The sequence below is a fragment of the Archangium sp. genome (genome assembly GCF_036277355.1).
Taxonomy (GTDB): Bacteria; Myxococcota; Myxococcia; order Myxococcales; family Myxococcaceae; genus Archangium.
Genome location: NZ_DASUNC010000199.1, coordinates 68,277 through 92,887, shown reverse-complemented (window position 1 = coordinate 92,887; position 24,611 = coordinate 68,277). Strand labels below are relative to the sequence as shown.

Here is a 24,611-nt window from a genome sequence, read left to right as displayed (position 1 = left end):
TTGTAGCTGACGCTGTCCGGATAGCAGTCCAGGGCCGGGCTTCCGTCACACCACCAGCCGTAGTTGACGGTGTTGCCGGAGGTGTCCGTCACACTGCTCACACCCCAGCGGTACGTCCCCTGCGCCGTCTGGAAGAGGGGCACGTAGCTCCTGCGCGTTCCATCCTTGTCCCACGACGTCCACGTGTTCGCCGCCGCGTTGTATTGGATGCGCTGGTAGCTCTCGATACGGGTGGCGTGCGTGCCTCCCGTGGTGCAGCTCGGACTGGAGCTGCCCGCGGGGCACGCCACCAACTCCTGCCCGTCCAGCACGAACAGGTCCGCTCCGTCATAACGGGGCACGCCCTTGCCGGGGCTGGCCCGGACGATGGTGGAGAACCCCTCCAGGCTCCAACCGACTCCCGCGGCCCCGCTGCCTCCCGCCGAGCTGTAGGTGAGCCGCAGCGACGGCTCCAGTCCGTGGAAGGCGGGCACGGAGAGCGGCTCCGAGGCGGTGAACGCTCCGTAGTACGTATCCACCGACGAGGACTGGTTCGAAGGCGCATCCGCCAGCACCAGCCCACCCACGAGCCCGGTCCACAACGCGAGCGCGCGGGATACCGGTGCACCGAGAAGACGGTTTTTCATGACCCCTCCTGCTGAGGGGGAAAATGCTAGTATAAGTGGATTCACCTATGGTGAAGTATTCAGCAGCCGACGCATCCACCCCAGAAGGCACCCCGGTGCTTGCGCTAGGATGGGCCGGCCCCCCTCCCGGGAGACGATGACGCGATGAAGAAGCGCTTCCTGCTGGTGGCCGCCGCCCTGCTCGTGCTGGCCATCGCGGTGGTGGTGACGGAGCTCCAGGAGCCGCCGCGGCACACGCCCGAGCCCACCGCGCCGCTCACCGATGTGGCCGGACCCGCGCCCGTGGTGCCGGTCTCCGCCCGCGAGGAGCCCCCGCGCAGGCTGGCGGAGCGCCCTGCCCCCGCGCAGCCCGGCGCGTCCCCGGAGACGGCCGCGCTGGCCCCGGTGCCCGAGGTGCCTCCCACCCGCGTGGTCGCGCCCTCGCTCATGCCCGATCCGGCCCATCCGCCGCAGTGGACGAAGCCGCTGGCCCTGCCCTCCACCCCCTCGCCGCCGGATCCCTCCATTCCGCCCCCCATCGCCGTGGACCCGGAGCGCGGGCGCCGCACCCAGGCGCAGTGAGGAGCATCAGGCACCATGAGCAGGAAGAAGGCAGCAGCCCAGCGGCGCCGCGAGCAGCCCGAAACGACCCCCGCGGAGCAGCTCCCCCACGACACGGCCCGGCCCGAGGACACGCCTACGCCCGCGCACCGGCGCACGCGCCTCCTCCAGGCCCTGTTCTCCGCCGCCCTGCTCGCGCTGGCGGCGCCCCCCCTGGACCTGTGGCCGCTGGCGCTGGTGGCGCTGGTCCCCCTGCTGCTGGCGCTCCGGAACGCCACGCCCATGCAGGCCCTGGCGCCCGCCTGGCTGTGTGGCTTCGCCATCAACCTCATCGGCTTCCGCTGGGGCTACGCACTGCTCGACCGTTTCGGCCACCTGCCGGCGTGGGTCCGCGTGCTGGCGCTGGTGTTGCTCGCCGCGTACCAGGCCAGCGTCTTCTCCCTCTGGGCGGGGCTGGGCACCCTCCTCACGCGCTCGGCCCGCGTGCCCTGGCTCGTCTCGGTGCCGCTGGCGGTCGTGGTGGCGGAGAGCGTGCTGCCCTTCCTCTTCCCGTGGAACCTGGGCGTCACCGTGTGGCGGGCCTGGCCGCTGATCCAGGTGGCCGAGCTCGGAGGCGCGCCCGCGGTGTCCGCGCTCGTGGTGCTCATCAACCTCACCCTGCTGGAGGCCGGGCTGGCCCTCCGGCACGGGCGGCCCCTCCCCCGGCCGGTGCGGGTGGCGGGCACGGTGGTGCTCGCGGTGGTGGCCGCCGGACTGCTCCGGGCCACGCACGTGGCGATGGCGCGCGCGGCGGCGCCCAAGGTCCGGGTGGGCATCGTCCAGCCCAACGCCGGCACCGTCACCGCCGAGGATCGCAAGCACCGGGGAGAGCAGTACCTGGCCACCCTGCGCCAGTCCACGCAGCAACTGGCGCGCGACGGCGCCGAGCTGGTGGTGTGGCCCGAGTCCGCCTTCCCCTACCTCTTCGATCGGCAGCTCCCCCGGGAGTACGCGCCCGGGCACCCGTGGGAGCTGCGGCCCGGCTTCCAGGGGACGCTCCTCTTCGGCGCGCTCAGCCACACCTTCGGGGGCTCGCTCATCCACAACAGCGCCGTCCTGGTGTCACCCGACGGCCGCATCACCGGACGCTCCGACAAGCGCCGGCTCTTCCCCTTCGGCGAGTACGTGCCCTTCGCGGCGCGCTTCCCCGAGTGGGCCCGGGAGGTGCGCGCGCGGCTGCCGGACTCGCCGGACATCGAGCCGGGGGAGCAGGCCCGTCTGCTGGTGAGCGGCCCGCTGCGGATCGCCCCCCTCATCTGCTACGAGGACATCCTCCCCTTCGCCGTCCATCCGCTGGTGCGGGAGAAGCCCAACCTCCTCGTCACCCTGGCCAATCACGCCTGGTTCGGAGATGGGGATGCGCCGTACCAGGCGCTCGCCCTGGCCACGCTGCGCGGCGTGGAGGCCCGGAGGGATCTGGTGCGCGCTGCGAGCACCGGCGTCAGCTCCGTGGGGGACGCGCTCGGGCGGGTCCAGGCGCACACGTCACTCCAGCTGGAGCCCGGAGCACCCGAGGTGTTGATGGGCGAGGTGGCCCTGGTGGAGCTCTTCGCGCTCGGACCCTACCTCGCCCCCGTCTTCCCCTACGCGTGCGCGCTGGTCCTGGCCTTGCTGGCCCTGCTCGGGGGCTCACGCCGGACCTGACGCAGAAGCCCCCGCGCTGCCCCGGATGCGCTGCTCGTGCTCGAGCAGCCACTGTTTCGTGGGCACGCCTCCCGCGTACCCCGTGAGCTTCCCGCTCGTCCCCACCACCCGGTGGCAGGGGACGACGATGGAGAGCGGATTCCTCGCGTTCGCGGAGCCCACGGCCCGCGACGCCCCCTCCCGGCCGATGTGGCGCGCGAGGCCCGCGTAGGACCACGTGACGCCCAACGGAATCTCCCGCAGGGCCTTCCACACCGTCTGCTGGAAGGGCGTCCCCACCGGCTCGAGCGGAAGCTCGAAGGACATGCGCTCGCCCGCGAAGTACTCCTCCAGCTGCCGCCGCGCCTCCCGCAGCACCGGATGCGACTCCCCCTCGCTGGCCACGAGCGTGGGCGCCCGCTTGTGGTTCTCCAGGTAGATGGCGATGAGCGCCCCTTCGTTCGCGTACAGCCGCAGAGGGCCCACCGGGCTCTTCAGCGTCGTGGTGTACAGCTTCATCCGCCTGCTCCTTCCGAAAGAGAAGTCCAGAGGTGTATCGCCGCGTAGGAGCGCCAGGGCCGCCAGGCCTCGGCCCGCGCACCGGCCTCCTTCGCCGTCACGTCTCCGAGTGCCTTGCGAATCCCCAGGTCACTCGCGGGAAAGGCATCGGGCCAGCGCAGGGCCCTCATGGCCACGTAGTGCGCCGTCCAGGCCCCGATGCCCGGCAACGCCTCGAGCGCCGCCATCGTCTCGTCCACATCCGCGTGCCGGTCCAGCCGCACCGAGCCGTCCGCCACCGCCCGCGCCACCGCCAGCAGGCTCCTCGCCCGCGCCCCCGGCATTCCCAGCTTCGCCACGTCGTCCTCCGACGCCGCCGCCAGCGTCTCCGGCAGCGGGAACAGCCGGGACACCTCCGCCTCCGGACCGTCCACGGGCTCGCCGAAGCGCGCGACGAGCCTCCCGCTCAGCGTCGTCGCCGCGCGCACCGAGACCTGCTGCCCGAGGATGGCGCGCACCACCAGCTCGAAGGGCTCGAAGGCCCCCAGCACCCGCAGCCCCGGGTGCGCCCGGACGTGCTTCGCCAGGAGCGCGTCCCGGCCGAGGCACTCCGCGATGACCTCCGGCTGCGCATCCAAGTCGAAGAGCGCCCGCAGCCGCGCCGCCACCTGCATCAGCACGCCCGCCAGCGACAGCGAGACCTCGGCCAGCAGCGCGGGGCGCTTCGGATCCTTCCGCACCGTCAGCCAGCCCGTCCTGCCCCCCAGGCGCACCGTGCGCCGGTACTCGGCCTCCCCCGCGTGCTCCACGCCTGGAATCGCGCGGCCCCGCAGGAAGCGCAGCAGCTGCTCCCAGTCCAGCGGCGGGCGATAGTCCAACCGCAGCACGAGCGCACGCGCTCCCACGCCCTCGTCACTCGCGCGCCGCAGCTCCGAGGGTGGCCGGCCGAAGCGCTCCTGGAAGAGCGCGTTGAAGCGACGGACGCTCTGGAAGCCACTGGCGAAGGCGACCTCGGCCAGCGGGAGCGTGGTGTCCTGGAGCAGCTGCTTCGCCAGCGCGAGCCGCCGCGACTGCGCCAGCTCGACCGGAGAGACACCGAGCTCCGCTTCCATCGCCCGGCGCAGATGCCGGCTGGTGACCCCCAGCTCCGCCGCCAGCTCCTCCAGGGATGACTCGTTGAGACAGCCCCCCTCGATGCGCGCCACCGCGGCCGCCACGAGCCTCGGCACCGAGTCCACCGGCGCGCTGCCCGGAGCCAGCTCGGGGCGGCACAGCAGACAGGCCCGGAAGCCCGCGTGCTCGGCCTCGGCGGCCGTGCGGTAGAAGGCACAGCGCTCCCGCCGGGGCGTCCTCGCCGTGCACACCGGCCGGCAGTAGATGCCCGTCGTGGACACCCCGACGAAGAAGAGCCCATCGAAGCGCCGGTCTCGCGCGGTCAGGGCCCGGTAGCAGGTCTCGGTCTCCAGCGTCTCCATCACGGGGCTTTCGTAGCGTGGCCGCCCGCCCCTGTCTGGCCGTTTTCGGACCTGACCGCGAAAATCGGGTCGCCCCCTCCGTCAGTGGTTGGTCGGCAGGAGCACCTCTCCCGCCCTGCGCTCGACTTCGTCGGACGGGATGAGCTCGATGGGCCCCTTCACCGCCAGCGCCTCGCTCCGGGCCTTGAGCACCTCCTCGATGGCCTCCCTGGCGCCATAGGGCGCGTCCAGCACGCCGAGGCACGCGTCCAGGTCGCCCTTCAAGGCGGCGGCGTTGGCGTACCGCTCCTCGGGGTGGCGGCGCAGCAGCTTGTGGAGGATGAGCCGCACGGGCTCCGACACCCGCCGCATCAGGTGATCGATGTGCTCGGGAGTGAAGGCCGCGGCACGCCGGGCCATCTGCTCCACCGTGGTCCAGCTGGGCACCTCGCACACCCAGGGCAACTCCCCGTCGTAGCCCGGGTGGCCCGGAGGGAGCCGCTCGGCGGCCTGCTCCACCTCGTCCGAGCCATAGAGCTGCAGGCCGGTGATCATCTCCAGCATCACCATGCCCAACGAGAAGAGATCCGCGCGGGAATCCGCCGTGACGCCCGGCATGGGGAACAGGCGCTCCGGGGCGGCGAAGTCGATCTCCCCCTGGAGGATGAACGGGACGGCCGGCGCGCGCCGGGGCAGCAGGGAGGCCGCCGACATGAAGTGGGCCAGCATCACCGTGCCATCGTTCTTCACGATGATGTTGTAGGGGTCCACCGACTGGTGGAGGACGCCCAGAGGCCGGCCGGCCGCGTCCGTGAGGGTGTGCACGTACGACAACACCTCCGCCACCGAGGAGGCCACGTAGAGCGTGAAGGCCTCGGAGAGCTGACGTCCGCGCACGCTGCCGTAATGCCCCGCCATGTTCAGGCTGATGCCCGTCACGTACTCCGTCACCAGGTAGCGGCCGCCCCGGTATTGGAACAGCCCGTGGTGACGGGGGATGGCCGGGTGCGACAACAGCGCGCCCAGATCCGCCGCGTCCTCGAGCCGCGCATGGCTCGTCCAGTCGGCGGACGCGGTGACCATGGCCACCTCCACCAGGGGCCCGTCCTTGTCCCCGGTGCGAGGCAGGCACAGGAAGCGTTTCTGCTCACCCGGCCCATGCGTCAGCTTCCGCAGCCGCAGATACCCCGTGTCCCCGTGGGAGAACAGGACGGGGCGCTTCTTCACAGAGGGGGCGGGCTTGCGCGAATCAGCGTCAGACATGAAGACACTCCTCTCCCGTCACGGCGGTGCCAGACGGCCCCACCCGGGAGGTTGAAGACAGGGGAAATGGTGTGAAGGTGCGCCGGAGGCTACTGTAGACATTCACCCCAAGGGAACGACCTGTGGGGTTGTGCCTGGGCTCCCCCGCCTCGCGGGCGCTTGCCAGGCGCCTCGTCACCCCAGCGGCCTCGTTTTCCCGGACGGCCAGCGGCCAGGGGAGCGCCCTCGGCCGCCCGGCAGGGATGCTCACGAGAGAGAATCTCCCGCCCTCCCAGTGCGTTGGAGCTTGTCCTGAATGAGCGAGCACATCGACGGGACCTTTTCCAGCCGGCTCGGCCCCGCCCTGTACGAGCGGGCTTCCTACCTCCTGCCCGGAGAGCCGGAGGACCTCTTCGCGGGCGGCGGAGAGATGGGTGCGCACATGCGTGCCTTCGATTGGGCCGCCACCTCCCTGGGCCCCGTGGAGGGCTGGTCCCAGTCGCTGCGCAGCGCGGTGAGCATCTGCCTCAACTCGCGCTTCCCCATCCTCATCTACGCCGGGCCGGAGCTGCTCGTCCTCTACAACGACGCCTTCATCCCCTTCTTCGGCCGCAAGCACCCGGAGCTGGCCCTGGGCCGTCCGGGCCGCGAGGCCTGGCCCGAGGTCTGGCACGTCATCGGCCCCATGCTGGAGGGCGTCCTCGCCACGGGCCGGGCCACGTGGGCAGATGATCTGATGCTCGCCATCAACCGGAATGGTTACCTGGAGGAGACGTACCGGACCTTCTCCTACAGCCCCATCGGCATCGAGGCGGGCCGGGTGGAGGGCGTCTTCACCGCGGTGAACTTCACCACCGAGCGCGTCATCGGCGAGCGGCGGCTGCACACCCTGCGGCAGCTCGCCGGGCACGTCAGCGAGTCCCGGACGCCGGAGGAGGCCTGCCGTCAGGCGGCTCGCACCCTCGCGGCCAACCCCGCGGACGTGCCCTTCGCGCTGCTCTACCAGTGGGACGAGCCACGCGCCCAGGCCACCCTGGTGGCGAGCACGGGGCTGGAGACGGAGGTGGACGCCAGCCGCTGGCCCCTGGCGCACGTGGCGGCCACCGGACGCGTGGAGGTGCTCACCGACGTGCGTGCGCGCTTCGGCGATCTGCCGGGAGGTCCCTGGGACGAGTCGCCGCACACGGCGGTGCTGCTCCCCATTTCCCGGCCGGGACAGAAGGTGCCCTATGGGGTGCTGGTGGCGGGCGTGTCTCCACGACAGGCGCTGGACGACTCCTACCGGAGCTTCTTCGAGATGGCCGCCGGACACGTGGCCTCGGCCGTGGCCAACGCGCGAGCCTATGAGGCGGAGCGCCGGTACGCGGCCGAGCTGCGCCGCCGCGTGGAGTTCGAGCAGCAGCTCATCGGCATCGTCAGCCATGACCTGCGCAACCCCATCAACGCCATCACCCTGGCGGCCCACGCCCTGCTGCGGCGCGAGGAGCTCGACGCCCGCGCCACCAAGTCCGCCAGCCGCATCCTCGCCTCGGCCGAGCGCGCCGCGCGGATGATCCGCGACCTGCTCGACTTCACCCAGGCCCGGCTGGGCGGAGGCATCTCCCTGGAGCGCCGGCCCACGGACCTGCGGCACCTCGTGGACCAGGTGCTGGACGAGCTGGGCGTGGCCTGGCCGGAGCGCCACCTCGAGGTGCGCCAACGCGGCTGCACCACGGGGGAGTGGGACGCGGACCGCATGGCCCAGGTGGCCTCCAACCTGGTGACCAACGCCCTCAAGTACAGCCCCGCGGACACGCCCGTGCGCGTGGAGCTGCGCGGCGAGAGCGACGGCGTGGAGCTGCGGGTGCACAACGACGGGCCGCCCATTCCGGCCGACCTCCTCCCCCGCCTCTTCGAGCCGCTCCAGCGCGGCACACCGCAGGTGGACCGGGCGAGCCGCAGCATCGGGCTCGGCCTCTACATCGTGAAGCACCTGGTGGAGGCGCACGGGGGCACCGTGGCCGCGCAGTCGGGCCTGGGCCGGGGGACGACCTTCACCGTGCGGCTGCCGCGCTCACCGGGTGCCCTCACCCACCACTGACGCCCGCGCCTGCTCGAGGCTCGCGGCGCAGCGGAAGCCGAAGTGGTGGAAGATGGGCCGGTTGGCGGGCACGTGGGGCCGCCGGTACACCGACGTCGCGTACGAGGCTGGCCAGAACCACGAGCCGCCTCGCACCACCTTCTCCGTGTGGCCCGGGCACGGCTCGCGTCCCTCGCACGGGCCCTTCGGGTCCACCCCCAGGCACGCCTCGCCACAGGCCTTCCACGAGGGCGTGTACCAGTCCGCCACCCACTCCCAGGCATTGCCCGCCATGTCGTAGAGCCCGTACGGATTGGGCGGCCGCGTGCCCACCGGCTCCGGACGTCCCACGTCGGCGTGCGTCCTCGAGCGCTGCTTCTTCCCGCAGCTGCGCCCCCGGCTGTCCTGGATGACGGCGCGCTCGCAGGTGGCCGGCTCGTCGCCCCACGGGTAGAGCCGCCCATCCGTTCCCCGCGCCGCCTTCTCCCACTCGGCCTCCGTGGGCAGGCGCTTGCCGTGGGCCTCGCAGTAGCCCTTCGCGTCGTACCAGCTCACCCCGTTGATGGGCTGCCGGGGGTTGTCGAAGTCGCGGTAGTTCGGCCCGCCCTTGCCGCACCGGCCTTCCTTCTCGCAGGCCTTGTACTCGCCGTACGTCACCTCGTGCGTGTCCATGTAGAAGGTTTGCACCCAGACCTCCGCCTGCGGCTTCGCCGGTGCGTGCTTCCCCGTGTTCACGCCTCGGAGGAAGGGACCTCCGGGGATGCAGGCCATGCCCGGCACCGGCGCCTCGAGGCAGGGCAGCACCTCGGGCGCCCCGGGGAACGGAGCCGCCGCCCCGGCCACGCCCGCGCTCCCGAGTCCGAGCACCAGGAGGAGCCACATCGCTCTACTCACTGCCGCGCCACCCTTCTCATCCGCTTCTCGAGGAGCTTCTGCTTCCACGCCTCGCGCGCCTCGCCGGGCCCCATGTCGAGCCGAGACAGACCACGCGGCTGCCCGGTGTCCGGCGCGTACCGGAGCATCATGCGCACGTCCCGCGTCTTCCGGTCCTCCAGCCAGGCCCGGAAGCTCGAACCCGACTGGGTGTTGTAGTGGTAGTAGCTGCCCTTCACGTGGGTGATGCCCCGCTGGCCGCTCGTGCGCACCACCACGCTGTGCTCGTCCAGCGGGAGCGCGCGCATGTTGCTGCGGTAGTTCGCGTCATAGGGGAAGTACTGCTCGGCGTTCGACAGGTAGACCACCCCCATCTTCCTCCCCGCCTGTTTCGTGACGCGGCCGAGGGCGGCCACCGTGCGCTCGGCGGTGAGGTCGCCCCGCACGACGAGGACCCTGTTCCCCTCATGGAGGCCGCGGATGTGCGCGTAGTCGTCCGCATCCACCAGGAAACAGGGCAGCGAGGCCTTCTTCATCTGCTCCACCACGCGCTTCAGCCGCCGCTCCACCGCCCAGCGCGCGGTGCCGTACGCCCGGAGCAGCTGCGCCCGCTCGAACCGGGTACCGCCTTTCTCCTGGATGAGGCGGCGCACCTCCGCGCGGCTCTCCCGCCGCCACAGGCGCAGGAACTCCTCGGGCGTCTCCGCCGCGAGGAACATGAGGCGGTAGACGCGGTGGAGATCCACGATGGACTGATCGAAGTCCATCAGCACGAGAACCTCCGCGCGGGCCCAGGCCGCCAGCAGGTAGTTCTGGTCCGAGCCCACCCCCAGGTAGACGCCCCGCTTGTCCTTCACCGCGTCATGGAAGAGCCCGAGGTGGTCCTCGTTGGAGATCCAGTAGTGGGTGTCGCGGACGAGCTCGGCCGGGGTGGGATCCGAGGGCAGCCGGGTGGAGCCGGTGAGCTCCAGCTCGGGCTCACTGGCCACTGCCACGGCGCTGGCCAGGAGGACGACGAGGGCGAGGACACGCATCGCGGGCATGATACCGCGCCCCGCGTGATACGCTCGGACCGGGGGCCCGTATGTCGGCGCATCTCCTCGCCTCATCCGTCGTCGCGCTCATCGTGGCGCTCTTCAACGGCCTGCTGGCCGGCTACGTCCTCGCCTCCGCCCGGCGGGAGCGGCGCGGGCTCTTCTTCGCCTGCGGCCCCACCGGCGTCGCCCTCTTCGCCGCCGGGTGGTTCGTCGTCCTCCTGCAGCCCCGGGCCCGCGAGTCCGTCCGCGTGGCCGTCGGGCTCGCCGCGCTGCTGTCCGTCTCCGGCTTCATCGCCGATGCCCTCGTCGAGCTCGGACCCACCCGGGTACGCCGCTGGCTCTCGTGGGCCCTGGTGCCCACCGGGCTGGCGCTCCTCGGGCTGTCGGCCGGGGTGGCCATGGCCTTCGGGCAGCCACTGCTGGCGGTGTTTCCCCAGGTGCTGGGACTCGCCGGCGTGGGTCTGCTCGGCGGGCTGCGCTTGCTGCTGTGCCGCCATGAGAACGCCTCCATCCGCCGGCTCTCCCGGCACCTGACGGCACTCATCGGCGTGTCGCTGCTCGTCTGCCTGCTCCGCACGGTGCTCGAGCTGTTCCAGGGGACGCCCGCCGGCAATGGGGTGCTGCTGTGCATCGTGCTCGCCGCCGAGATGGCGACGCTCAGCTACATCCTCCACGAGCGGGTCGCCGTGCGGTTGCCCGTCTCCCGGGCCCTCACCCACGCGGTGCTCGCCATCGCCGTGGCCTGCGCCGTCGTCGCGGTGTTCCGATTGCTGGGCTACCCGGTGGACCTCGTCCAGGTCTCCGTCTCCGTGGGGGTGGCGCTCGTGGCCTCCCTGCTCTTCATCGGCCTGGGCGAGCAGCTCAACCGGGGCATCGAGCAGCTCCTGTTCCCCAAGCAGGCGCGGCTCTCCGAGCAGCTCTCGGCCTCCCGCGCCGAGGCGGCGGCCCTGCGCGGACGCCTGGAGCGCGCCGAGCGGCTCGCCATCGCCGGGGAGCTGGCCGCCTCCGTGGCCCATGAGATCAAGAATCCGCTGGCCGCCGTGCGCGGGTACGCCGAGCTGCTCTCGGGACAGGGCGGGCATGTCTCCGCCGAGCACCGCGCCCGCTTCGAGAAGGCGGTCCGCATCATCCGCGAGGAGAGCGATCGCATCGACGCGCGCGTCGCCGAGCTGTTGAGCCTCGGCCGGGCGCCGCGGGGTGAGAAGGGGGCGGGTCCGCTCGACGTGTCGCGGATTGTGTTGGAGGCGGTGGCGGTGGCCGAGGGCGAGCCGGACTTCCCCACGCTCGTGCCCCGGTTGGATCCGGACTTGAGGGCCGTGGGCGACGAGGACGCACTGCGCGGGGTGCTGCTGAACCTGTTGAAGAACGCCGCCGAGGCCATGCGGGAGGCTCGGGACGGGCGCATCGAGGTCGTGGCCCGGTGTGAGGAGGGCCGCGTCGTCGTCGAGGTGCGCGACGAGGGCCAGGGGCTCGAGGCCGTGGATCGCGAGCGGCTCTTCCGGCCCTTCTACACGACGAAGGCGGGTGGAACGGGGCTCGGGCTCGCCATCTCGCGCTCGGCCATTGAGTCCGCGGGTGGGACGCTCGGGCTCCTGCCGCGTCAGGACAGGCCAGGCGCCGTGGCCCGCGTGGAGCTGCCCGTGGCGCCAGCGGGCCCCGGCCCGGCGAGGGAGGACGTGCGATGACGGTGGATGCCGCGGTGGACGGGCCCGAGGTGGCCCTCGTGGAGGACGAGCACAACCTGCGCGAGCTCTACCAGGACGTGCTGGGCGCGCGCGGGCTGAGGGTCGTTCCGCTCGACTCGGTGGCGGCCGCGGAGGCGTACCTCTCGCGGCATGCGCCGGACCTCCTGCTGCTCGACGTGAAGCTGGGCGATGGCGATGGGCTCGTGTTGCTCGACCGGCTGCGCCAGCGGGGACTGCGTACGCCCGTCATCGTGATGACCGCGTTCGGCACCGTGGAACGGGCCGTCCAGGCGCTGCGCGCGGGCGCGGCCGACTTCCTCGTCAAGCCGTTCCCCAACGAGCGGCTCGTCTCCTCCGTGGAGGCCGCGCTGGAGGCGGGACGCCGGCTCGTGGAGCTGGAGCTGGCCGCGCCCACGCTCGCCCCGGACTCGGACACCGGCCGCGCGCTCATTGGCGCCGATGGCGGACTGCGGGACGTGGCCGCGCTCCTTCCCCGCGTGGCCGCCTCGGATGCCACCGTGCTCGTGCGCGGCGAGTCCGGCACCGGCAAGGAGCTCGTCGCCCGCGCCATCCACGCCGCCTCGCCCCGGCTCGATGGGCCCTTCGTCTCCGTCAACTGCGCCGCCCTGCCCCCTTCCCTCCTCGAGTCCGAGCTGTTCGGCTTCGAGCGCGGCGCCTTCACCGGTGCCCACTCCCGCCGCAAGGGGCTCATCGAAACGGCCGAGGGCGGCACGCTCTTCCTCGATGAGATTGGCGACATGTCCCTGGAGGCCCAGGCCCGTCTGCTCCGCGTGCTCCAGGAGCGGGAGATCACCCGCATCGGCGGGCGCGAGACCGTCAAGGTGGACCTCCGCGTCATCTCCGCCACCCACCGCGACCTGGATGCCATGGCCTCCAGCGGGCAGTTCCGCTCGGACCTCCTCTACCGGCTCGCCGTCATTCCCATCCACCTGCCTCCCCTGCGCGAGCGCACGCGCGACATCCCCGGCCTCATCGAGCACTTCCTGGAGAAGCACGCCCAGCGCAAGGGGCTCACGCCTCCCAGGCCGGATGCGGAGACCTTGCGGCGGGCCCTCGCCTGGACCTGGCCCGGCAACGTGCGCGAGTTGGAGAACTTCGTCGAGCGGGCCGTGGTGCTCGGGCACTTCGACTCCGAGTCGCTCCGCGCTCCCCTGACTCCGCGCGGGGCGCTGGCTCCCGTTCCGGCTTCGGCTCCGGCTCCGGCGGAGGTGACGGCGGTGGGAGAGGGGCCCACCGTGCAGACGCTGCGCGACGCCGTCGCCAGCGCCGAGCGCGCCGCCGTCATCGCCGCCCTCCAGGCCGCCAGGGGCCAGAAGACCGCCGCCGCCCGACTCCTCGGGATCAGCTACAAGACCCTCTTCAATAAAATCCATGAACACGGCATCCGCGAGGAGCTCCACATCGGCTGAGCGGCTCGCCGTTCCAGGGATACCTGTGTAACGCCTTACATACCTCTGACCCGCGCCTCCCAGGTGCACTGCGTCACGCGAGTGGTTTGACGCGGGTGGGAGAACGGGCTCGGGCACCCTCACCCCGTCCCTCTCCCGAGGGGAGAGGGGATATTGGGAGGGAATTGGGCGGAGATTTGGAGTGACGAGGGCGGGGTTCCGGGCACGGGGCTTGCTCAATCCCGGGTCGCGCGATGTCGCGCACCTGAGGAGGCCTCATGGGCTCTGCATCTCCCACGGCGGCGGTGGGCCGCCTGGACCTGATTCATTCTCTCCTGCGCGCGGTGGACCGGCCCGCTCGTGAAGCGCTCGACATGGCCCGGCGCCCACTCGCCGCCACCCTCGCACCGGCACTGCTCGGCATCTTCCTCGTGGCCGCTTCTTCCGCCGCCGCGGGCTTCGTCTCCTCCACCGGGCTCCGGTTCATCCCGAAGCTCGATGCCCTCCGCGCCGTCTTCGAGGCCCTGCTCGTCGTCGTCCCCGGCACCCTCGTCTTCGCCATCTACCTGCGCCTGCGCCTCACCACCCGCGTCCTGCTCGCCGCCACCGCTATCGGGCTGCTCGCCGCCGGGCTCGTGGCCACCTGTGTCATGCCCCTCATGGCCTTCCTCGTGCTCGTCTCCCGGGACGCGCCGCTCGTCCTGGCCCTCCCCGCGGTGTTCGTCCCCGGGCTCGCGCTCGCCACCCTCGCGGCCCTTCCCGTGCGCGTCATCACCTCGCTCGACTCCTCGCGGGCCGCCTGGTGGATGTCCCGGGCCTTCGCCTTCTTCCTGGGCGCCGTCTTCCTGCTGCGCGTCCACGCCTCCTTCCTCTCGCTCTGACCCTGACGAGGTCTTCCATGCAAGCCATGTCCCCGACTGTCACGCTCACCGCCGAGCCCCTCACGCCGTTCATGCCCTGGTCCGTGGAGGAGCGCGCGCCCCTCTCCGAGCCCGCCGTCCCCGCCGAGCCCGAGCGGCAGCTCCTCGTGGAGCTCCTGCGCGAGCCGTCCTCCATCGTGGAGCGGCTGCTCGATGCCACGCGCCTCCAGGGGCTGGTGGTCGGCTCGGTGGGAGTCATCGCCGTGAGCACGAGCGCCTTCGCCGCCACGGCGAGCGCCGCGCGCGGCCACGGAGAGGACTGGGCCCTGCCAGCGGCACTGGCGTCGATGAACGTGCTGCTGGCGCTCGCGGCGTCGCTGGGCCCCATCTACGCGGCGAGCATCCTCGTGGCGGCGCGAGTCCCCCTCGCGCGGCTGGTGGCGGCACTGTTGGCGTCGGCGGCCACGGGCTCGCTGCTGCTCGCGGGGCTCGCGCCTCCGCTCTACCTGTTGTGGCGGCTGGATGCCGAGTGGGCGGGGCCGCTGCTGCTCACCGCGGCGTTCCTCCTGTCCGGATGGGCCGCGGGTGCGCGCATCCACCGGCTGCTGAGCCTGTTGGCCGAGTCCGTCACCCGCGCCGCGCTGGGAAACCCCACCGCCGTGCTGTCCTCCGAGGACGCGTACCGCGTGGGCATCCTCGCGCGGGTGTCCTGGATGATGGTGGCGTTCACCTCGGGCCTGGGCTTCTGGGCCTTCAACGCGCTGGGCTGAAGGAGGACGGACCATGACGGCACTCGTGATTCTCACGGCGTATGCGGTGCTCGGAGCGGTGGCGGGGGCCTGTGCCTTCGTCCAGAGGCGGGGGAGCCCGCTCGCGGAACGGATGGGACAGGCGCTGCTGGCCCTGGCCCTCTGGCCCTTCCTGCTCCCGGTGTTGCTCAGTCCGGGAGAAGCCGCCCTCCGCGTGGAGCGCGGCCACCAGAGCGCGCGGGCCCGGCGGCTGGACGAGGTGACGGGGCGGCTCGAGGAGTGCTGGAGGCAGGCGGCGGTGGAGAGCACGTGGGCGGCGGAGCAGGCGCGCGAGCACCGGTTGCTGGACGGGTTCGTCGGGCGCCTGCGGACGCAGGAGCGGCGGCTGCTGGAGATGGAGGCGGCGCTGGCCACCGCCCCGGCGAGCGTGAAGGAGCGGCTCACCCGGCTGTACGAGCACGCCGCGGCCGAGCTGGAGCACAGCATCGGGCTCGTCGAGGAGCTGGCTGCCCAGCTCACGCTGCTGCGCTTCTCCGGGCTGGGCAACCCGTCCGCCACCCGCGTCGAGCGCAGCCACATCGAGGAGCTGCTGCTGCGCATCGAGGCACTCGCGGAGGCCTCCCAGCCAGGCCCGAGCGAGGCACCGCCCCCGGCCCAGGTGGCCCGGGCGTAGCGGACTGGCTTCCGGGCTACCGCGACACTTGCAGTGATTCAATCGGGAGGAAGCTGGCGCAACGCCTGAGCGGCCTCATCGAAGACCTTGGCGAGAATCGGCTCCGCCGGTCGATTGACCTCGAGAAGAGGAATGTCCTCGCGCTGTCCCACGTGCTGGAGCACGACGGCGGCGCCGAGGCTGCAATTGGGAGACAGGGCCGCGACCAGCCGCCGGGCCAGAGCGCGCAGCTCGGCACGAGCCTCGCTTGGGAGCGCGGGCAGCAGGCGCTCCCGGTGAAGGAGCAACAGGGTGAACAGACGGTCACAATGGTAGGAAGCAGGACCTTTGTGCCCAACGGCTGTTTCGGCGAGGGCGTGAGCCGAGGAGATGAACGCGGGGAGGACGGCGAGCAGTTCGTCCGGGATGTCCTCCTCGAGAAGCGTGAGGACTCCCGTCTTGTGCTCCAACGGCACCGATGGCTCGAGGGCCCAGACGCGAAGTTCCTCTGGCGACTTCTCCAGGAGCGCCAGCAGGCCATGCAAGGAGCGTGAAGCGGCTGGCGCGAGCCGTTGAAGGGCTTGCTGGACGATGGGAATGAGCTCCGGGTGACGTCCGCGCCAGAGAGCGCGCGCCACCGTGCTCACCTCCGAGTGTTCTGGTCTGGGACTGGCCACCAACCGGTGCAGTCCGCGCACCAGACTCGCCCGAGCGCCTGCGTCCTCCAACCGCCCGAGCGCCTGGGTGATGACTGTCGCCACGGACTCACCATCATAATCCCCACGCGCTTCTTCCAGGGCCAGTTGCCGCTCGAGACGCCTCGCGCTGGAAGCGCCTCCCAGCTCGCCCAGGGCGAATGCAGCCGTCTGGCGAACGAGCGCATCCGCGTCCTCGAGCATGGCTTCCAGCAGGGCCCCGATCTTTCGAGGCTGCGCACCCCATTGGGCCACCATGGCACGGGCTCGAGCCTCGTCCCCATCGTGAAACACCGTGACCAGTGTCTCCTTCCACTGCTTCATGTCTGGCTCACGCGCCATGCTCAGCCCGTTTCCCCCATTGATATGCCCCACGTCCAAGCACTCGCCGAGGCCTCCCAGCCGCCAGGGGAGGCTCCGGGCGCTTTGTCCCGCAACTGGTCCGATAGTCGGACCAGTTGGTACGAAGCGCGACCGGAAGGTGCCTTGTTCTTTGCTGCGAGAGTACCCCTGACGGGACTTTTCCCACCCGGCCTGGTCCGAGCGAGATGCCGCCTCCGGCCCAGGTGGCGCGGGCGTAGCCAGGAAGGCGTCATTGTCATCCAGCAAGCAAAGCTCGGAGTGGAGGGGAACCCCGGGCCGGGGTAGATAGGCCCCATGACGCCAGACGAGCAGGACTTCCTGCGCAGGTTCTTCCGAGCGGTCGCCGACCGGCCCATTGAATTCAATGGGCGCGACGACCAGCGCTACGTGAGAATCTACTCGGATCCGAACTTCGAGGAGCACGATCCCGTCAAGCTGCTGATGCGCTCCATCGAGTACTCGACGGGCCAGAGCGTGCAGCTGCTCTCCGGCTTCCGCGGCAGTGGGAAGAGCACCGAGCTGCGCCGGTTGCGGAGCAAGCTGGACGGTCGCGGGGTCTACAAGGTGGCCCTGGTCGACATCGAGGACTACCTCAGCCCCTCGCAGCCCATCGACGTGAGCGACTTCCTCATGGCGCTGGCGGGCGGGCTGGGGGATTCGCTGCTCGAAGCCGAGCACCTGACGGGAGACCCGGCCCACGAGGGTTATTGGCCGCGGCTCGTCAACTTCCTCACACGCACCAACATCGAGGTTCCGGAGATATCTGCGGGCCTGACCGCCGGTGCCTCCACTCCGGACAAGTCCGTCTCCACCGGAGCTTCCGCGGGTCTCAAGGCCACGCTCAAGAGCGACCCTTCCTTCCGAGAGAAGCTCCAGAAGCGCATGGCGGGCCACCTGGGCGCCCTGACCCGGGACGTGAGCGCCTACGTCGAGGAGTGCGTCAAGAAGGTCAAGGACCGGTATGGACCGAACACCGAGGTGGTGCTGCTGGTGGACTCCATGGAGCACATCCGTGGCACCTTCACCAATGCCGCGGCCGTGCAGGACTCGGTCATCAACCTCCTCGTCCAGCACAGCGACAAGCTCCACTTCGACTACCTGCACGTCGTCTACACGGTTCCCCCGTACCTCAAGATCCTGCAACCCAATCTCGGGTCCCTCTATGAGCCGGGCGGCCTCCAGATGATTCCGACGCTGAAGGTGCGGCTCAAGGACGAGCAGCGGACGCCCTTCCAGCCCGCGCTCGACCTGCTGGAGAAGCTCATCTCGGAGCGCGGTGACTGGAAGCGGCTGCTGGGGCCGCAGTCGCGGGCGGTCGTGGACGAACTGAGCCTGCTCTCCGGGGGCCACCTGCGTGACCAGCTGCGGCTGTTCGCGGAGATCATCCGCCGCGCGGACAAGCTACCCGTGAGCAGGGCCGTAGTGGACGCGGCCATCCAGCAGAACCGCAACGGGTTCCTGCCCATCTCCGATGAGGCGGCCATCTGGCTCGACATGATCGCCAACAGCCATGATGTAGCCCTGAAGAGCAATGAGCGGCTGCACGAGCTGGCCGGCTACTTCGAGGCGCATCTGGCGCTCAACTACCGCAATGGCGCGGACTGGTACGACATCCATCCCCTGGTGCGTGATGTCGTGCGGCAACAGGCGGAAGTGGCCAGGACGCGGTGGGCAAAGAAGGACTAGGCGACATGCGCCCTCCTGATGAGGTGGGGCTCGGCCCCGAGGGGGAGCAGGATTGGCTGCGCCTGCGCCGCCAGGTGGAGTGGTCGGAGGACTTCTGGCTCTGCTTCATCTTCGCCCCCTCGCCACTCGCGACAGGGGTTCTCCGCCAGCGCACGGAACGCCTGCTGCGTGGACAGACGCGCCGTCTGAACCGGTATGAGCCCTCGCGACCGGAGGAGTTGCCCGCAGTGCTCCGGGAATTGCTCACCCAGGAAGCGAGGGACGTCGGTTGCCACTGGATCGAAGCGCTGCATCTCGACTCGGGGACGCAACCCGAGGGACCCTGGCATCAGGCTTGGATGGAGCTGGTCGTCCTGATGAATGAGCGCCGGGATGCCTTGCGCCGCCACCTGCGGGGAGGGCTCGTGCTGGTGGCTCCTCCCCGGCTGAAGCCCTACTTCCGCCAGATGGCTTCGGATCTCTGGTCGGTTCGAGCCATGGACATCGAGCTGTTGCCCGCGGCGGAGCCCGCTGAGGCGCGGGAGTGGCCGGGATTGGATCGACGGGAGGCAGGCGCCTCTGACAGCGAGGACAGTGGCGCCATTCCCGACGCGGACTTCGCTCTCACCGAGCTGCAACGGATTCAGTCTGGGAACCTGAAAAGCTATCAGGCGCTGGCCTCTGTGCTGACCCGAGCCACGGAAGGATTGCTTGCCACCGGGAGGGTGAGCGAGGCCCTCGAAGCGGCGCGGCAGGCATGGGAGCGCATCCGCAATCGTGTTCAGGAAGACCCGCTGAGCAGTGCCAGAGTTCTTCATGCACTGGCCATGTCGGAAGAGGCCGAGGGGGATTTCGCGACTGCGGCAGAGCACCTGGAGCAAGCCGTTGAACTCACGCGTGGGCAGACGGATAGACAACGTCTCCTCTGGCTCGATGGCCTGGGGCGGTTGGCTTACATGCGGCGGGATTTGAGAGAAGCGAATCGTGCATATGAAGAGGCGCTCTCCCTCTGCCGCCAGCGCAGCCAGATTCAGGGGGATACACCAGAAGCGCTGCGCGACCTCTCCATCTCGCTCGACAGGGTGGGAGACATCCGCCGGGCTCGCGGGGAGCTGTCGGCGGCGGCTGAGGCCTACGAGGAGTCCCTGGCTCTGCGGCGCCAGTTGCGCGAGGTGGTGGGACAGACGCCTGAGGCGCTTCGCGACCTCTCCATGCCGCTCAACAACGTGGGAGACATCCGCATGGCTCGCGGGGAGCTGTCGGCGGCGGCCGAGGCCTACGAGGAGTCCCTGGCTCTGCGGCGCCAGTTGCGCGAGGTGGTGGGACAGACGCCGGAGGCGCTTCGCGACCTCTCCATGTCGCTCAACAACGTGGGAAACATCCGCCGGGCTCGCGGGGAGCTGTCGGCGGCGGCCGAGGCCTACGAGGAGTCCCTGGCTCTCATCCGCTTGGTGCGCGAAGCGGTGGGACAGACGCCGGAGGCGCTTCGCGACCTCTCCGTGTTGATCGAGAGGGTGGGAGACATCCGCATGGCTCGCGGGGAGCTGTCGGCGGCGGCTGAGGCCTACGAGGAGTCCCTGGCTCTTTCGCGACAGTTGCGCGAGGTGGTGGGACAGACGCCAGAGGCGCTGCGCGACTTCTCCATTTCGCTCACCAGAGTGGGAGACATCCGCATGGCTCGCGGGGATCTGCCGATGGCGGCCGAGGCCTACGAGGAGTCTCTGGCTCTCATCCGCTTGGTGCGCGAGGTGGTAGGACAGACGCCGGAAGTGCTGCGCGACCTTTCCGTGTTGATCGAGAAAGTGGGAGACATCCGCATGGCTCGCGGGGAGCTGTCGGCGGCAGCTGAGGCCTACGAGGAGTCCCTGGCTCTTTCGCGACAGTTGCGCGAGGTGGTGGGACAGACGCCGGAGGCGCTTCGTGACCTCTCCGTGTCGCTCAACAACGTGGGAGACATCCGCATGGCTCGCGGGGAGCTGTCGGCAGCGGCCGATGCCTACGAGGAGTCCCTGGCTCTTTCGCGCCAATTGCACGAGATACTTGGCGATATTCCACAGGCGAATCAGGATCTCCGTTATTGCCTCACCCAGGCCGCCGCTGCACGTCAGGCTCTCGGCAACGAACCTGGGGCCCAGGCCGCCTGGGACGAGGCGGATGCGCTGGCTCGCCAGTCAGAGTGAAATCCCAACCAGGCCCTCGGCCCACGGGCGCGCATCTCAGTGAGCCAGAAGTTGGCGGGGTTTTCCAACTGGAGCGCTGGCGGGCTCGCCCAACGCAAAGGGAACATCCGCTCTCCGGCGGACACTCAGTGGAGCGAGCGGCCCTTTTTGTTCTTTCTCGGACGGCCAGAGCGGCGTTGACTGCCGCCCATGAGCATCTGGTCGAAGAAGAGCATCGCCCAATTGCAGCGTGAAGAAGGGGGGCACGAGCTGCACCGCACGCTCACGGGCTTCCAGCTCGTCCTGCTGGGCGTGGGCGCCATCATCGGCGCGGGCATCTTCGTGGTGACGGGCACGGCGGCGGCCCAGCACGCGGGGCCCGCCATCCTCCTGTCCTTCGTCCTCGCGGGGGTGGGCTGCCTCTTCGCCGGGCTGTGCTACGCCGAGTTCGCCGCGATGATTCCCGTGGCCGGCAGCGCCTACACCTACGGCTACGCCACCCTCGGCGAGCTCGTCGCGTGGATCATCGGCTGGGATCTCATGCTCGAGTACCTCTTCGCCTCCTCCACGGTGGCGGTGGGCTGGTCCGGCTACTTCACCGCCTTCCTGCGCGACTACCTGCACCTCCAACTCCCGGTGGCCCTGACGAGCGCCCCGTTCGACGTGGCACCGGGCTCGCACATCCCCCACGCCACCGGAGCGATCGTCAACCTGCCGGCGGCGCTGCTGGTGGCGCTGCTCACCGGGCTGCTCGTCGTCGGCATCCACGAGTCGGCGCGGCTCAACAACATCATCGTCTTCCTGAAGGTGACCGTCGTCCTGCTCGTCATCGGCTTCGGCGCGTTCTACGTGCGGCCCGAGAACTGGAGGCCCTTCATCCCGGAGAACACGGGCACCTTCGGGCACTTCGGCTGGAGCGGGATTCTCTCGGGAGCGGGCGTCATCTTCTTCGCGTACATCGGCTTCGATGCCGTCTCCACCGCGGCCCAGGAGACGCGCAATCCGCAGAAGGATCTGCCGGTGGGCATCCTGGGCTCGCTCGCCGTCTGCACCGTGCTGTACATGCTCATGGCGCTGGTGATGACGGGCGTGGCGCACTACAGCACCCTCAACGTGCCCGAGCCCGTGTACGTGGCCATCGCCCAGGCGGGGCCGGCGCTGTCCTGGTTGCGGCCCCTCATCAGCCTGGGAGCCATCGCGGGCCTGGCCTCGGTGGTGCTCGTGTTGCTGATGGGACAGCCGCGCATCTTCTACGCGATGGCGCGCGACGGCCTGCTTCCCCACTTCTTCGGCCAGGTGCACCCGCGCTTCCACACCCCCTATGTCTCCACGCTCATCACCGGCGTGGTGGCCATGGTGGTGGCGGGGCTGTTCCCCATCGGCCTGCTGGGGGAGCTCGTGTCCATCGGCACGCTGTTCGCCTTCGTGGTGGTGTGCGCGGGCATCCTCGTGTTGCGCTACCGGCGGCCGGAGCTGCCCCGGCCCTTCCGCACCCCGTTCGTTCCCGTGGTGCCCGTGCTCGGCATCCTCACCTGCGGCTCCCTCATGCTGGGCCTGGGCGTGGCCACGTGGTTGCGGCTCGGCGCGTGGATGGCGCTCGGGTTGGTCATCTACTTCGGCTATGGCCGCAAGCACTCGCGCGCCGGCCACGGGGACACCACCCCCGCCGAGCCGCCGCCCCCCGACCTCGGCGGTCCGCTCTGACACACCCGGGCCCGGTGCGCTTCGCCATGACGTGTGCGAAGACGGGACGCCGGACACCACTCGTTGACGTCAACGAGCAATGCAGACAGATGTGTGATGCTCATTGACGTCAACGAGTGACGCGAGGCGAGGCGCTCCAGGCGTCCCGTGCGTTGGAGGGCCGCTGAAGCTGGAGTTGATTGAAGGCACCACCCTGGACGCGTGGGGACTGGCCCCCGGGCGCACCATGGGTGAGGTGGTGGACCGGGTGCTGGAGGTGGTGTGCGGCCTGGCGGTGGTGCACGAAGCGCGGGTGGTGCACCGTGACGTGAAAGAGGCCAACATCCTGGTGCACCAGCGCACGGGCCGTGCGGTGCTGGTGGACTTCGGCGCGGGCTACCACGAGGGAGACCCCACGCTGACGAAGGGGATGTTTCCCCCGGGCACGCTGCCCTACCGGGCCCCCGAGGCGTGGGCCTATGGCCGTGCGCACGCGGGCGAGCCGGGCGCGCACTACCGGGCCGGGCCGGGAGACGACCTGTACGCGGTGGGCGTGGTGCTCTACCGGCTGCTCACGGGCCGCTTCCCCTTCCGGCCCGCCGAGCACGGGGGCGAGGACGTGGAGGCGGTGCTGCACCAGCCGCCCCTGCCTCCGCACCTCGTCAACCCGAACGTGCCGCGGGCGGTGGAAGAGGTGTGCCTGCGGCTGCTGGCCAAGACGCCCGAGGCGCGCTACCCGGGCGCGGTGGCACTGCACGCGGCGCTGGAGGAGTTGAGGGCCCGCACGGACGTGGACTGGAAGCAGGTGCTGCACCCGGAGCGGCGGCGCCCGGTGAGGCCCTGGGTGCGCTGGGGCCGGCTGTTGGCGGCGGTGGGCGTGGGGTTGGCCGTGGTGGTGGGGGCCTGGTGGCTCGGCTCCAGCCAGGAAGTGGCGCCGGCGAGGCCAGCGCCGGAACCTGTGCGGGCCGTGGCCGCGCCTCTGCCCGAGGCGCCTCCGCCCCCGGCCGCCGCCCCGCCGTTGGCGCCCCGAAAGGACAGTGCTCCCGTGAAGCAGCCGCCGCAGACAACCCCAGGCCCCCAGCTCGAAGCCGCCCCGAAGCGCCGGGGCACCGCCATGCGCAACGCGTGTCTCGGCCTCACCGGCGCCGCCTTGCAGGCCTGCGTGGGGGCCGCGCAGCAGGTGCCCTCCGAGCGCCCCGCTCCGCCTCCCCAGGCCTGCCCCGCCGGGGCCGTGGAGACCATGACGGCCACACTCGGCTTCCGCCTGGGAGAGATAACGAGCGTGCAGTGGAGCGACGTGCGCGGCAGGTACGTGCGCGTGGACGAAGACACTCCTGTCTACCTGGCGGCCATCTGGAACGCGGGAGCCGATCGCCATGGCTATGGAGGACGCTTCGCGCTGCCGGACAACACCCGGCTCTCCGGGCGGCTCTACGTCAAGGAGGGGCGGGTGTACGGCCGCTTCACCGAGGCGCGCACGCCCCTCGGGGTGACCTACCCGGTGTGTCTGGAGCTGCTGGACACGGACGACAAGGTGGGCCTCGAGATCGAGCCCGGCAGCCCGCCGGGCAAGATGATGGTGGACCCCGTTGCGCAGGTGCGGGTGGTGGACCGCTTCAAGTAGGGGCGTCCGCGAGGTGGGACGGCAGTGGGCCGGACATGACCGGGCAGGAGGTATGGTAGAGCCCCACTCCCGCGGTCCTGTCCACGTTCTCGGGAGACCCCCGCCCATGCCCATGCTGTCCTCCGCTGCCCTGTTGCGACTCGTGTTGCTCGCTGCCCCCCTGGACGCCTCGGCACTGTCCGCGCCACCTGGCTGTGTGACGGGGACGAGCCACCTGGAGCTGACGGAAGACACGCACGGTGAGGCGTACGCGGTGTGCATCCACCCGGGGCTCTCCACCGGCTTCTTCTTCGACACGAAAGTGGGACGCGTGGAATTGGCCGGGCGGGAGCGTTTCCGGGTGGTGGAGGGGGAGACGGGGCTGGCGCTCGTGCCCACGCGGGCGCTCACGCAGGCAGAGCGCGTGCCCATGGCGGTCTTCTTCCAGGACGGCATGACTCCGGCCAGCGCCCGTTTCCTGCTGGTGGTGCACCCCTCCGAGGCCGCGCGGCAGGTGGAGGTGATACGCCAGCCACGCCCGCCCGCCTCCTGCGGCGAGGGTGAGCAGCAGGCACGGGCGGAAGCGCGACAGTGCCAGGAGGACAAGGCGCGCCTGGAGGCGCGGTGCAGCGGGCAGCTGGGGATGCTGGGCCTGATTGCTCAGAGACTGCTGGGTGAGGGGGGCATCGTCGATAAAAACATCACCCGCAGCGTCACCTCGCGCCCGGGCAACACGCTCACCAGCATCAAGGCACGCGGCTACCGCTCAGCCACCGCACGCCTGGAGGAAGGGCGGGAGGTGGTGCGGCTGGCGCTGGAACTGGAGTTGAAAAACAACGGGAGCACCCCCTGGATGCCCGGGGGGGCGGTGCTGCTGGGCCCACAGGGCGTGGAGTGGAAGGTGCTCGGCGTGTGGCAGCAGGAGCCCATGACCCCGGGGGCTCGGCGCACCGTCGGGGTGGAACTGGAAATGACGGTGGAGGAGGCGCGCGGCACCTTCACCCTGAAGCTGTGGAGCGAGGACGCGAGCGGTGGGGGTGAGCTCTTCGACGGCGTGATCTTCCCGTAGCGAGGCGGGGGGCCCACCTGTCGACATC

20 protein-coding genes are annotated in these 24,611 nt (G+C 70.7%); 13 read left to right on the top strand and 7 right to left on the bottom strand.

The window, feature by feature from the left end; translation table 11 throughout:
• On the bottom strand, positions 1-626 hold a 626-nt coding region (locus VFZ09_RS49250), incomplete at its 3' end, for a SpvB/TcaC N-terminal domain-containing protein (protein WP_329734811.1).
• Positions 627-770: 144 nt separating this feature from the next.
• Here VFZ09_RS49250 and VFZ09_RS49245 point away from each other — a divergent pair.
• Positions 771-1,187: a hypothetical protein gene (locus tag VFZ09_RS49245; protein WP_329734810.1), complete on the top strand. Its 417-nt coding sequence runs from the start codon at positions 771-773 to the stop codon at positions 1,185-1,187.
• Between the two features lie 15 nt (positions 1,188-1,202).
• Positions 1,203-2,849: an apolipoprotein N-acyltransferase gene (gene lnt, locus VFZ09_RS49240; RefSeq protein WP_329734809.1), complete on the top strand. Its 1,647-nt coding sequence runs from the start codon at positions 1,203-1,205 to the stop codon at positions 2,847-2,849.
• On the opposite strand, the gene VFZ09_RS49235 is transcribed toward lnt, so the two are convergent.
• From VFZ09_RS49235 to VFZ09_RS49225, 3 genes are all read right to left on the bottom strand, one after another.
• Complete coding sequence (locus VFZ09_RS49235) at positions 2,835-3,347, bottom strand: methylated-DNA--[protein]-cysteine S-methyltransferase (RefSeq protein ID WP_329734808.1); 513 nt, start codon at positions 3,345-3,347, stop codon at positions 2,835-2,837. The two genes, lnt and VFZ09_RS49235, sit on opposite strands and share 15 nt — an antisense overlap.
• Positions 3,344-4,801 (bottom strand): AlkA N-terminal domain-containing protein, encoded by a 1,458-nt coding sequence (locus VFZ09_RS49230; RefSeq protein ID WP_329734813.1) that lies wholly within the window; start codon positions 4,799-4,801, stop codon positions 3,344-3,346. The genes VFZ09_RS49235 and VFZ09_RS49230 overlap by 4 nt, the downstream gene beginning before the upstream one ends.
• 81 nt (positions 4,802-4,882) lie before the next feature.
• Complete coding sequence (locus VFZ09_RS49225) at positions 4,883-6,043, bottom strand: serine/threonine protein kinase (protein ID WP_329734807.1); 1,161 nt, start codon at positions 6,041-6,043, stop codon at positions 4,883-4,885.
• Positions 6,044-6,338: 295 nt separating this feature from the next.
• On the opposite strand from VFZ09_RS49225, the gene VFZ09_RS49220 reads away from it, so the two are divergent.
• Positions 6,339-8,102, top strand: a complete 1,764-nt coding sequence (locus VFZ09_RS49220; protein ID WP_329734806.1) for a GAF domain-containing sensor histidine kinase — start codon at positions 6,339-6,341, stop codon at positions 8,100-8,102.
• Here the strand turns inward: VFZ09_RS49220 and VFZ09_RS49215 are convergent.
• Entirely contained in the window at positions 8,076-8,963 is an 888-nt protein-coding gene (locus VFZ09_RS49215) for a formylglycine-generating enzyme family protein (protein ID WP_329734805.1), read from the bottom strand. The two genes, VFZ09_RS49220 and VFZ09_RS49215, sit on opposite strands and share 27 nt — an antisense overlap.
• An 8-nt stretch (positions 8,964-8,971) precedes the next feature.
• Positions 8,972-9,997, bottom strand: a complete 1,026-nt coding sequence (locus VFZ09_RS49210; protein WP_329734804.1) for a hypothetical protein — start codon at positions 9,995-9,997, stop codon at positions 8,972-8,974.
• Positions 9,998-10,038: 41 nt separating this feature from the next.
• Here VFZ09_RS49210 and VFZ09_RS49205 point away from each other — a divergent pair, with 41 nt between their 5' ends.
• The 5 genes from VFZ09_RS49205 to VFZ09_RS49185 all read left to right on the top strand — a co-directional run bounded on the left by VFZ09_RS49205 (position 10,039) and on the right by VFZ09_RS49185 (position 15,367).
• Positions 10,039-11,676 (top strand): sensor histidine kinase, encoded by a 1,638-nt coding sequence (locus tag VFZ09_RS49205; RefSeq protein ID WP_329734803.1) that lies wholly within the window; start codon positions 10,039-10,041, stop codon positions 11,674-11,676.
• The gene (locus VFZ09_RS49200; RefSeq protein WP_329734802.1) at positions 11,673-13,106 is read left to right on the top strand and encodes a sigma-54 dependent transcriptional regulator; all 1,434 of its coding nucleotides are present in this window, start codon (positions 11,673-11,675) and stop codon (positions 13,104-13,106) included. Before VFZ09_RS49205 ends, VFZ09_RS49200 begins: the two co-directional genes overlap by 4 nt.
• A 257-nt stretch (positions 13,107-13,363) precedes the next feature.
• Entirely contained in the window at positions 13,364-13,966 is a 603-nt protein-coding gene (locus VFZ09_RS49195; RefSeq protein ID WP_329734801.1) for a hypothetical protein, read from the top strand.
• 17 nt (positions 13,967-13,983) lie between these two features.
• Positions 13,984-14,715 carry a hypothetical protein gene (locus VFZ09_RS49190; protein ID WP_329734800.1) on the top strand — a complete coding sequence of 244 codons (732 nt, stop codon included), beginning with the start codon at positions 13,984-13,986 and terminating at the stop codon, positions 14,713-14,715.
• 13 nt (positions 14,716-14,728) lie between these two features.
• Positions 14,729-15,367, top strand: a complete 639-nt coding sequence (locus VFZ09_RS49185; protein ID WP_329734799.1) for a hypothetical protein — start codon at positions 14,729-14,731, stop codon at positions 15,365-15,367.
• 38 nt (positions 15,368-15,405) lie between these two features.
• Here VFZ09_RS49185 and VFZ09_RS49180 read toward each other — a convergent pair whose 3' ends face one another.
• A complete protein-coding gene (locus VFZ09_RS49180; protein WP_329734798.1) occupies positions 15,406-16,365 on the bottom strand; it encodes a hypothetical protein in 960 nt (319 codons plus the stop codon).
• 333 nt (positions 16,366-16,698) lie between these two features.
• Here VFZ09_RS49180 and VFZ09_RS49175 point away from each other — a divergent pair, with 333 nt between their 5' ends.
• From VFZ09_RS49175 to VFZ09_RS49155, 5 genes are all read left to right on the top strand, one after another.
• On the top strand, positions 16,699-18,090 hold the full coding sequence (locus tag VFZ09_RS49175; protein ID WP_329734797.1) for a hypothetical protein: 1,392 nt from the start codon (positions 16,699-16,701) through the stop codon (positions 18,088-18,090).
• A gap of 476 nt (positions 18,091-18,566) precedes the next feature.
• Positions 18,567-20,249, top strand: coding sequence for a tetratricopeptide repeat protein (locus tag VFZ09_RS49170; protein WP_329734796.1), 1,683 nt, complete (start codon positions 18,567-18,569; stop codon positions 20,247-20,249).
• 189 nt (positions 20,250-20,438) lie between these two features.
• Positions 20,439-21,932 (top strand): amino acid permease, encoded by a 1,494-nt coding sequence (locus VFZ09_RS49165; protein ID WP_329734795.1) that lies wholly within the window; start codon positions 20,439-20,441, stop codon positions 21,930-21,932.
• Between the two features lie 175 nt (positions 21,933-22,107).
• Complete coding sequence (locus VFZ09_RS49160; protein ID WP_329734794.1) at positions 22,108-23,535, top strand: serine/threonine-protein kinase; 1,428 nt, start codon at positions 22,108-22,110, stop codon at positions 23,533-23,535.
• A gap of 106 nt (positions 23,536-23,641) precedes the next feature.
• A complete protein-coding gene (locus VFZ09_RS49155; RefSeq protein WP_329734793.1) occupies positions 23,642-24,583 on the top strand; it encodes a DUF2381 family protein in 942 nt (313 codons plus the stop codon).
• Positions 24,584-24,611 lie beyond the last annotated feature (28 nt).

What these genes read in the sequence shown, in the direction of transcription:
- VFZ09_RS49245 (WP_329734810.1), top strand. Translation starts at nt 771, where the DNA reads ATGAAGAAGCGCTTCCTGCTGGTGGCCGCCGCCCTGCTCGTGCTGGCC.
- lnt (WP_329734809.1), top strand. Translation starts at nt 1,203, where the DNA reads ATGAGCAGGAAGAAGGCAGCAGCCCAGCGGCGCCGCGAGCAGCCCGAA.
- VFZ09_RS49235 (WP_329734808.1), bottom strand. Translation starts at nt 3,347, where the DNA reads ATGAAGCTGTACACCACGACGCTGAAGAGCCCGGTGGGCCCTCTGCGG.
- VFZ09_RS49230 (WP_329734813.1), bottom strand. Translation starts at nt 4,801, where the DNA reads ATGGAGACGCTGGAGACCGAGACCTGCTACCGGGCCCTGACCGCGCGA.
- VFZ09_RS49225 (WP_329734807.1), bottom strand. Translation starts at nt 6,043, where the DNA reads ATGTCTGACGCTGATTCGCGCAAGCCCGCCCCCTCTGTGAAGAAGCGC.
- VFZ09_RS49220 (WP_329734806.1), top strand. Translation starts at nt 6,339, where the DNA reads ATGAGCGAGCACATCGACGGGACCTTTTCCAGCCGGCTCGGCCCCGCC.
- VFZ09_RS49215 (WP_329734805.1), bottom strand. Translation starts at nt 8,963, where the DNA reads ATGTGGCTCCTCCTGGTGCTCGGACTCGGGAGCGCGGGCGTGGCCGGG.
- VFZ09_RS49210 (WP_329734804.1), bottom strand. Translation starts at nt 9,997, where the DNA reads ATGCCCGCGATGCGTGTCCTCGCCCTCGTCGTCCTCCTGGCCAGCGCC.
- VFZ09_RS49205 (WP_329734803.1), top strand. Translation starts at nt 10,039, where the DNA reads ATGTCGGCGCATCTCCTCGCCTCATCCGTCGTCGCGCTCATCGTGGCG.
- VFZ09_RS49200 (WP_329734802.1), top strand. Translation starts at nt 11,673, where the DNA reads ATGACGGTGGATGCCGCGGTGGACGGGCCCGAGGTGGCCCTCGTGGAG.
- VFZ09_RS49195 (WP_329734801.1), top strand. Translation starts at nt 13,364, where the DNA reads ATGGGCTCTGCATCTCCCACGGCGGCGGTGGGCCGCCTGGACCTGATT.
- VFZ09_RS49190 (WP_329734800.1), top strand. Translation starts at nt 13,984, where the DNA reads ATGCAAGCCATGTCCCCGACTGTCACGCTCACCGCCGAGCCCCTCACG.
- VFZ09_RS49185 (WP_329734799.1), top strand. Translation starts at nt 14,729, where the DNA reads ATGACGGCACTCGTGATTCTCACGGCGTATGCGGTGCTCGGAGCGGTG.
- VFZ09_RS49180 (WP_329734798.1), bottom strand. Translation starts at nt 16,365, where the DNA reads ATGAAGCAGTGGAAGGAGACACTGGTCACGGTGTTTCACGATGGGGAC.
- VFZ09_RS49175 (WP_329734797.1), top strand. Translation starts at nt 16,699, where the DNA reads ATGACGCCAGACGAGCAGGACTTCCTGCGCAGGTTCTTCCGAGCGGTC.
- VFZ09_RS49170 (WP_329734796.1), top strand. Translation starts at nt 18,567, where the DNA reads ATGGACATCGAGCTGTTGCCCGCGGCGGAGCCCGCTGAGGCGCGGGAG.
- VFZ09_RS49165 (WP_329734795.1), top strand. Translation starts at nt 20,439, where the DNA reads ATGAGCATCTGGTCGAAGAAGAGCATCGCCCAATTGCAGCGTGAAGAA.
- VFZ09_RS49155 (WP_329734793.1), top strand. Translation starts at nt 23,642, where the DNA reads ATGCCCATGCTGTCCTCCGCTGCCCTGTTGCGACTCGTGTTGCTCGCT.